At 63.3% G+C, this 7210-nt stretch carries 4 protein-coding genes and 1 pseudogene; 3 read left to right on the top strand and 2 right to left on the bottom strand.

Translation table 11 applies throughout. The annotated features are described in order from the left end of the window. Both ACFCU0_RS13060 and recF read right to left on the bottom strand, forming a co-directional pair. Positions 1 to 1409, bottom strand: a 1409-nt coding sequence (locus ACFCU0_RS13060) for a M48 family metalloprotease (RefSeq protein WP_434974120.1), incomplete at its 3' end; no start/stop codon positions are given. Positions 1410 to 1518: 109 nt separating this feature from the next. Continuing rightward, positions 1519 to 2775 (bottom strand): DNA replication/repair protein RecF, encoded by a 1257-nt coding sequence (gene recF / locus ACFCU0_RS13055; protein WP_434974119.1) that lies wholly within the window; start codon positions 2773 to 2775, stop codon positions 1519 to 1521. Positions 2776 to 3215: 440 nt separating this feature from the next. On the opposite strand from recF, the gene ACFCU0_RS13050 reads away from it, so the two are divergent. The 3 genes and pseudogenes from ACFCU0_RS13050 to ACFCU0_RS13040 all read left to right on the top strand — a co-directional run. Then, positions 3216 to 4997: a peptidase domain-containing ABC transporter gene (locus ACFCU0_RS13050; RefSeq protein WP_434974118.1), complete on the top strand. Its 1782-nt coding sequence runs from the start codon at positions 3216 to 3218 to the stop codon at positions 4995 to 4997. Positions 4998 to 5108: 111 nt separating this feature from the next. Next, positions 5109 to 6032, top strand: coding sequence for an N-acetylmuramic acid 6-phosphate etherase (gene murQ / locus ACFCU0_RS13045; RefSeq protein ID WP_434974117.1), 924 nt, complete (start codon positions 5109 to 5111; stop codon positions 6030 to 6032). A 681-nt stretch (positions 6033 to 6713) separates the two neighbouring features. After that, positions 6714 to 7210: pseudogene (locus tag ACFCU0_RS13040) on the top strand (transcription-repair coupling factor); the annotation flags it as partial.

Below are 7210 nucleotides of genomic sequence, written 5' to 3'. Positions count from 1 at the left end.
GCCCGGGTGGCGTCGGCCGAGCGGATGTTGACGCGGGCCGGCTCGACATTCAATTTAGCTGGATCGCGCAGTTCGGCGAACCCTCGCATGGAGCGTTCGAAGGCGCTTTCGAACTCGCTGTAGCGCCCGCCCGTCGTAATTCCGGAAAAGCGGTACACGTCGCCATTGTAGGCGATGAAGTAGCTCAGCACGCGGACGTCCCCACCCTGCTGCGTCTGCCCGCTAACGAGCAGTCGCTCGGCGTCAAGTCCGTTGATGCGGGCCCCGCCGCGGTCGATGGTCGTCAATCCTTCCTGTCCGGCAAACGCCGTTGCTGCTGCGCTCGGCGAGTCCTCCTGCGAGAAGCTGAAGGTCAGGTACGCGGACTGGTCCGGCTCGACGATGGCGACCTGTCGGGGCTGGTTGATGACCTGCCATCCGGCCGGATACGGGAAACGAAAGCGCAGGTCGGGGTGGAAGAACGTGTCGTTTTCCGTGAACCCCTGCCGCGGGTTCTTGCCCAGAATGACCCGCTCGATAGCGTCGTAGTACGGCTCCTGATCGATGCGATTGGCCGGCTGGGCGACGCGACCCTGCCACTCACGAGCCAGATTAACGATCGTGGTTTCCCGCTCGCCCGGATCGGGGTGCGTGGACTGCCACGACGGGATCGACTGACCCGCCTGCTCCTGTTTGCGCTTCAGCGTCTCGAAGAAGTCCGCGCCCTCCGACGCTTCGTACCCGGCTTTGATGGCGTACTCGACGCCGAGGCGGTCGGATTCCCGCTCGTTGCTGCGGCTGTATTTGAGCGAAAAGAATTGCGCTGCCTGCCCGCCGAGGCCGAGAATATTCTGCGCCGCGTCCCCGCCAAACGCCAGCCCCCCGGCTACACCGGCGCCGAGAACGCCGAGCTGCGTCAGCTGCTGGCGAGCCGCCTGCTGCGACGCATGACGTGCGGCCACGTGAGCAATCTCATGCCCCAGCACGACCGCAAGTTGCGCCTCGTTATTCAGGTGCGCGAGCAGCCCGCGCGTCACGTACACGTAGCCGCCAGGAAGAGCGAACGCGTTAATGATCTCGCTGTCCAGAATCCGGAACGTGAACTCCGTATCCCGAAACTTCGCCTCGGTGCTCGGACGCCGCATGTGGCTCACGGCGAGGACGTCCTGGGCGATGCGATCGACGTACTGCTGCAGCTCTTCGTCCTCGTAGACACCGAACTGCTGCTGAATTTGCCCATCGGCCTGCTTGCCGAGGCGAATTTCCTCCTCCCAGGAATAGCCCATCGCCCGGGTGTTTCCCGACACCGGGTTGACTCCCGTCGTACAAGCGGGCACGGTCAGCGACAGCGCAGCCGTCATGACGAGGAGAAGCGTCCACCGGACCCATCGGGCGCGGCGTACAGCGATCGGGTGCGAAGAGGAGGGCATCGACACAGGGTACGGTTATGATTGGTCGGTACGAGATGCCGGACCGGACGCCGCCCGGACATGGAGCAGACCGCAGAGACGCCTACGCGTTCCAACCCCCGAAAAGTCGTTACGTCTGCTGCGACTCGGGAAGCGGAGACTCCGATACTGTCGATGCCCCTGCGGGGGCATTCTCCGTGGAGGTATCCTTCGCGCGGTCGTCCTCCCCGCGGTTGTGCTCGGGCGTCACTCTGGCGGCACCGTCGACGCGCGTGACGTGCATCGATCGGTGGACGGGCTTCTCGAAGTCGATGGTCTTGGCGAACGGTGAGCGGCGCGTGGCGGTGATCAGGCTCTGCCCGATGACGTCCGACATCAGCAGTTCGAGGAAAACGTCGGTGCGGCGTGCATCGAGCTTTCCGAAGGCGTCGTCCAGGAGCAGAATGGGCTGCGTGTCGAGCCGGTCGGTGAGATACAGGTACTGTGCGAGCTTGAGCGCCATGGCGAAAGTGCGGTGCTGGCCCTGCGATCCGTATCGGCGAACCTCCAGATCGTCCAGCCGAAAGACGAGCTCGTCCCGTTGCGGCCCCACGAGCGTCGTTCCCCGCTGGTGCTCGTGCTCCCGCTTACGCTCCACCTCCGACCGAAACGCCTCCTGGATCTCCGACTCCGTGGTCGCCTCCGCAAACGCGTCGATCGTGTCGTACTCGATCGTGGGCTCCTCCGCGACGGCGTCGATGCGCTCGTAGGCGTCGACGAGGTATGTGCGAAATGTATGCAGAAACTGGTTTCGCCGGTGAATGACGCGACTGCCGATCGTGACGATTTTTTCTGTCCACGGCTCGATCAGGGCCTCGGGGGGCGGGTTTGGCCGCTTCTTGTACTGGCGAAGCACCTCGTTCCGCTGCTTCCTGGCGCGGCGGTACTTCATCAGGTCGTCCATATACACCGGACGCGCCTGGCTCAGGATGTTGTTCAGAAATCGCCGCCGCTCACTCGGTCCCTCTGCGGTCAGGGCATGATCTTCCGGGGAAAAGACCACGACGGGCAGCATGCCTACGAGCTCCGTCAGACGGTCGAGGGGGGCGCCGTTGACGAACACCTTCTTTCCCTCGCTCGGGACGTACACGAGGCGCACACGCGTCTCCGTGGACCGCACGCCTTCGAACAGGCCCTCGACCTCGAAGTACGGCGCGTCCTGTCGAACCACGTACCGGTCGTTCGTCGCCGTAAAGCTCTTCGTGAGACACACGTAGTGGATGGCCTCCAGAACGTTTGTTTTCCCCACGCCATTCGCGCCGTGCAGCAGATTGACCTTCGGCCGGAGTTCAACGGTGATCTCGTCATGCGCCCGGAAGGAGCGCAGGCGGAGCGTGCGAAGGATCATAGAGAGACGAACGAAGCAATAGCTAATGACAAGTCATGGTACGCCGCGTCGCAGCCGTTCGTTCATCCCTCGATGCGCAGACCGGCGCATCCTCTGGAGAACGAGAACCCGGCGTTGTCGCCGATATTTTACGACCGGATGCAAATCCATGGTCCAAATATCCATTTGTCAATACCGTAGTTTCTACGTTTGTGTATGACGTTACAGAAAAACCGGGTAGCGAACCCGGTTGCCCTCCAGGGCGGCGTAGCGCCTGTGCTTCAGAGGCAGACCGTATGTGTATGTCGGCAGCAATTCTGCATGCTATGCCATAACGGCGCCATCGGGGACGAGCCCGGGTTGCGGCGTTGCACCGTCCGGCGGATCGTGTGACGTCTGCAGGGGGCGGTCTTCGGTGTGGACGCCTGATCGTTTCGCAACGTAGACCGACCCCGGCTGATATGTCCATCGCATCGTCCGAATCGCCCTCTCTGTCCACGGCCACCCATCAGGTCTGGCGTCTTCTGCAGCTGATCCGTTCGTACTGGACGCCGCTGCTGAAAGGCGTACTGCTCGGACCCGTGGTGGGGCTTCTCGGCATGGCTGCGCCGTTTCTCTCAAAGCTGCTCATTGATGAGGTGTACCCGTCGCAGGACGTCGGGCTGATGCACGTGCTCGTCGGTGGCATCCTGGGCGTGACGGTTGCGTCCTCGCTGATCCGGTATCTGCAGCGGGCGTACAATGTGCACTACGAAGTGGAGCTGCGGAATCAGATCCGACTGCTCTTCTTCAACCACATCCAGCACCTTCCGACCTCGTTTTTCAACGAACATAAAGTGGGCGAAGTGACGTCCCGGTTCAAGGATGCGTCCAGTGCGCTGATCACGCTGACTACCTTGTTTCGGACGAGCATCACGCAGGGCATCTATCTCCTCCTCGTTCCTCCCTTTCTTTTCTACCTGCACTGGAAGCTCGCCCTCGTCGCCGTCGTCGCCATCCCGGCGGCCGTCACGGTTGTAACGCTTGCCGGTAAGCGGTGGCGGGAAGCGTGGCAAGACGCGTCGGAGGCCTACGCGGATCTGTACGCCCACAATGTGGAGACGCTCAGCCAGATCCGCATGGTGAAGTCGCTCTCCGTGGAGCGGACGATGTTCAAGCGAGCGCAGGAGCACATGTCGCGGGCGACGGAGACGCACCGCCGCTCGGGCAACATCGGCGAGATCGTGGCGGCTACGAACGACGGCCTTCGGTCGCTGAATCTGGCACTGTTTACCTGGCTCGGGTGGACGTTCATCCTCGACGGCTCGCTGACGCTCGGTAGCTACATCGCCTTCACCGCGTACGTCGGCTACCTCTATGATCCCCTGAAGCAGCTCGTGGACCTCTACGCGAAGCTGCAGCAGTCCTCCGTGAATCTGTGGCGGATGTTCGAATACCTGGACACGGAGCCGGAGCAGGATCCGACGCGGGTATATGAAGGCACGGAGACGGAACTCGAGCGGCGCCTGTACGGCCGGGTCGAGCTCCGCGACCTGTCGTTCTCGTATGGCGACGAGACGATTCTGGAAAACGTAAATCTTACGATTGAGCCCGGCGAGTCGGTGGCTGTTGTCGGGCCGAGCGGCTCGGGCAAGACGACGCTGCTACGTCTGCTCTCTGGGCTCGAGACACCCACGGGCGGCGACATCTATCTCGACGACACGCCGCTCGACGCACTGCCGCTCGCGGACGTGCGTCGGCAGGTGATGCCCGTGTGGCAGGAGCTCACGATGTTTGAGGGGACCATCCGCTCCAACCTGACGCTCGGGCTGGACGACGTACCCGACGCAACGCTGGACCGCGTGACGAAGCTCTGCCAGGTCCACGACGTCATCCAGGCAACAGAGAACGGCTACGACACGGCGGTTGCAGAGTGGGGCGCGTCGCTCTCGGGGGGGCAACGGCAACGACTCGTGCTGGCACGCGCGCTCCTGCGGTCGGCCCCGGTCTACCTCCTCGACGAGGTGACCTCCAATCTCGATATGGAAACGGAGGCGGCGCTCCTCCCGGCGCTCTTCGAGGCACTCGAATCACAGACCGTCCTGTTCGTCACCCACCGGGTTGAATCCGCCCGCTACGCCGACCGCATTTGCGTGGTCGAGGACGGCCGTGTGGTCGGATACGGCACGCACGAGCACCTCCTCAGCACGTGCGACCGGTACATCGGTCTGTGCGATGCGACGCCGCTCTCCATGGCCGCCTGACCCGCAGGGCGGCGTCGAATTTCCGGCGGGCTGTTTGTACGTTGGCTTCAGCGCGTTGCGACCGCGACCGGTCGTTCGCGCTCACAGCTCTTTTCCTCCGAAGCCCCGCTCATGTCCGACCGTTCCGACCTGTTCGAGCAGCTCCAGCGCCTCGCCACCGAGCAACGCAATCCGCTGTCGTCCCACATCGACACGGCGTCGATTCGCGAGATCCTCCGCGTCATCAACATCGAGGACCACCGCGTCCCGATCGCGGTCCGGCAGGAGATCCCCTACATCGCTGAAGCCGTCCAGATCGTGGTCGATGCGTTCGACCGGGGCGGCCGCCTGTTCTACGTCGGGGCGGGGACCAGCGGCCGACTCGGGGTCGTCGATGCCTCGGAAATCCCGCCGACCTTTGGCACCGACCCTTCCCTGGTGCAGGGAATTATCGCGGGCGGCCGCATCGCTGTGTTCGAGTCACAGGAAGGGGCCGAAGATGTTGCAGCGGACGGCGCGGCGGCGCTGGACGACCACGGCGTCACGTCCACCGACGTGGTTTGTGGCATCGCCTCCAGCGGCCGGACCCCGTACGTCGTTGGTGCCGTCGAACACGCGAACGACACGCTCGGCGCGCAGACGCTCTTCGTGACGACGATCCCGCGCGCGGAGTTTGGCGTCGACGTAGACGTCGCGATCTGTCCGGACGTCGGCCCCGAAGTGGTGATGGGCTCTACCCGCATGAAGAGCGGCACCGCGCAAAAGCTGGTGTTGAACATGATCACTACCGCGGCGATGATCCGGCGGGGCAAAGTGTACGAGAACATGATGGTGGATCTGCAGCGCACCAGCGAGAAGCTCGTCGAGCGCGCCCACCGCACCGTCATGATGGTGACGGGCCTGGACTACGGCGACGCCGTCGCTGCTGTTGATGCCGCCGACGGGCACGTCAAGACGGCCGTCGTGATGGTGCTCGCGGATGTGGAGGCGGGCGAGGCGCGACGGCGACTTCGCGAGGCCAACGGTTTTGTTCGCGAAGCGATCGGAGCGAGGTGAGGGGGATTATGTTTGAACGTGTGGAGACTTGAACGTGTGTAGGTGGTCGGGCGGGTGTGGAGTTGCTATTACGTTTGGGCCGAGGGCGGCGGCTTGGGCAAGGGTCAACGGGTCTCAGGCATCGACAGAAGACGGCGTGGCGGATCGTTTCACGTGAAACAAGGACCCGCAAAGCGTTCACGCAACGGGCGTTTCGTTCCACGTGAAACATTTCAGGCGGCGTTTAAAGCCGCTGAGGGCGGACCGAACTGTTCCACGTGAAACAAGAGCGCTACGTTCAAACGATTCCGAGCCTTTTTGCAGTTCCCACAGAACCTTCTCTGAGGGTCGGTTCGTTGCGAAATTACAGCGTTTTGGATGCGAACCAGTGCCAGTTTGCACCGAGGTCAACACGTTACCACCGATGTGTATTTGACCGCTGGCACGGGTCTCGCGCCGAGGCTTACGGAGCCTCCGTAGCCCGTGCGATCGCGCGTTTTTTAGCGCTTGTGGCAACCGGGCTCCCCCGTTTACGCTGCCACCACGAATCACGATGAAGCCGTTTCCGGGCGTACCGGGATCGGCCTTTCGGCATGTCGGCACGTCCCATGTCACCCCTCCCCTTCCCCGCGTCGCGAGAGTCTCACGTCTCTCTCGATCCGGACCTTTTGACATCCACTCTTCCACGTACCGCCACTCCCTGTGTCCCTGACCGATTTCACCGACCGGATCACGGCATCCGACGCCGCCCATCGACTGATCGACTGGTCCGATGCCGCGATGCAGACGCACGCATCCGACGACACGCAGCTGGTCCTCCAGGTCAAAAACGCGGCGGGCTCGCTCCCGGCATTTCTGCTTGCCCCCCTCCGCGACCAGACCTCAACCCTCGTCGCATTGATGGCCGACGAGGATGCCGCGGCCTACCTCCAGGCTGACCTCGAACAGATCGTCGGCGACGCAGACGTTCTGCGCTTTCCGGCCACCCAGCGCAAGCCGTACGACAACGAGCAGATCACTGACTCGGGCCCGCTGATCGAGCGCGCCGACGCGCTGCAAGTCCTCGCCGACGGGTTTGACGGGATCGTCGTCACCAGCATCGACGCCATATCGGAGCTGGTGCCGCCGCCGACGTCCGTGCAGCGCGAGACGTTCGCCGTAGAAAACGGGGACGTGATTCCGCCAGACGACCTGGTCGA

It is taken from the genome of Longibacter sp., assembly GCF_051155795.1.
In the GTDB taxonomy this organism is placed as follows: Bacteria; Bacteroidota; Rhodothermia; order Rhodothermales; family Salinibacteraceae; genus Longibacter.
The sequence above is the reverse complement of the archived record's forward strand: the minus strand, read 5'-3'. Positions and strand labels throughout refer to the sequence as shown.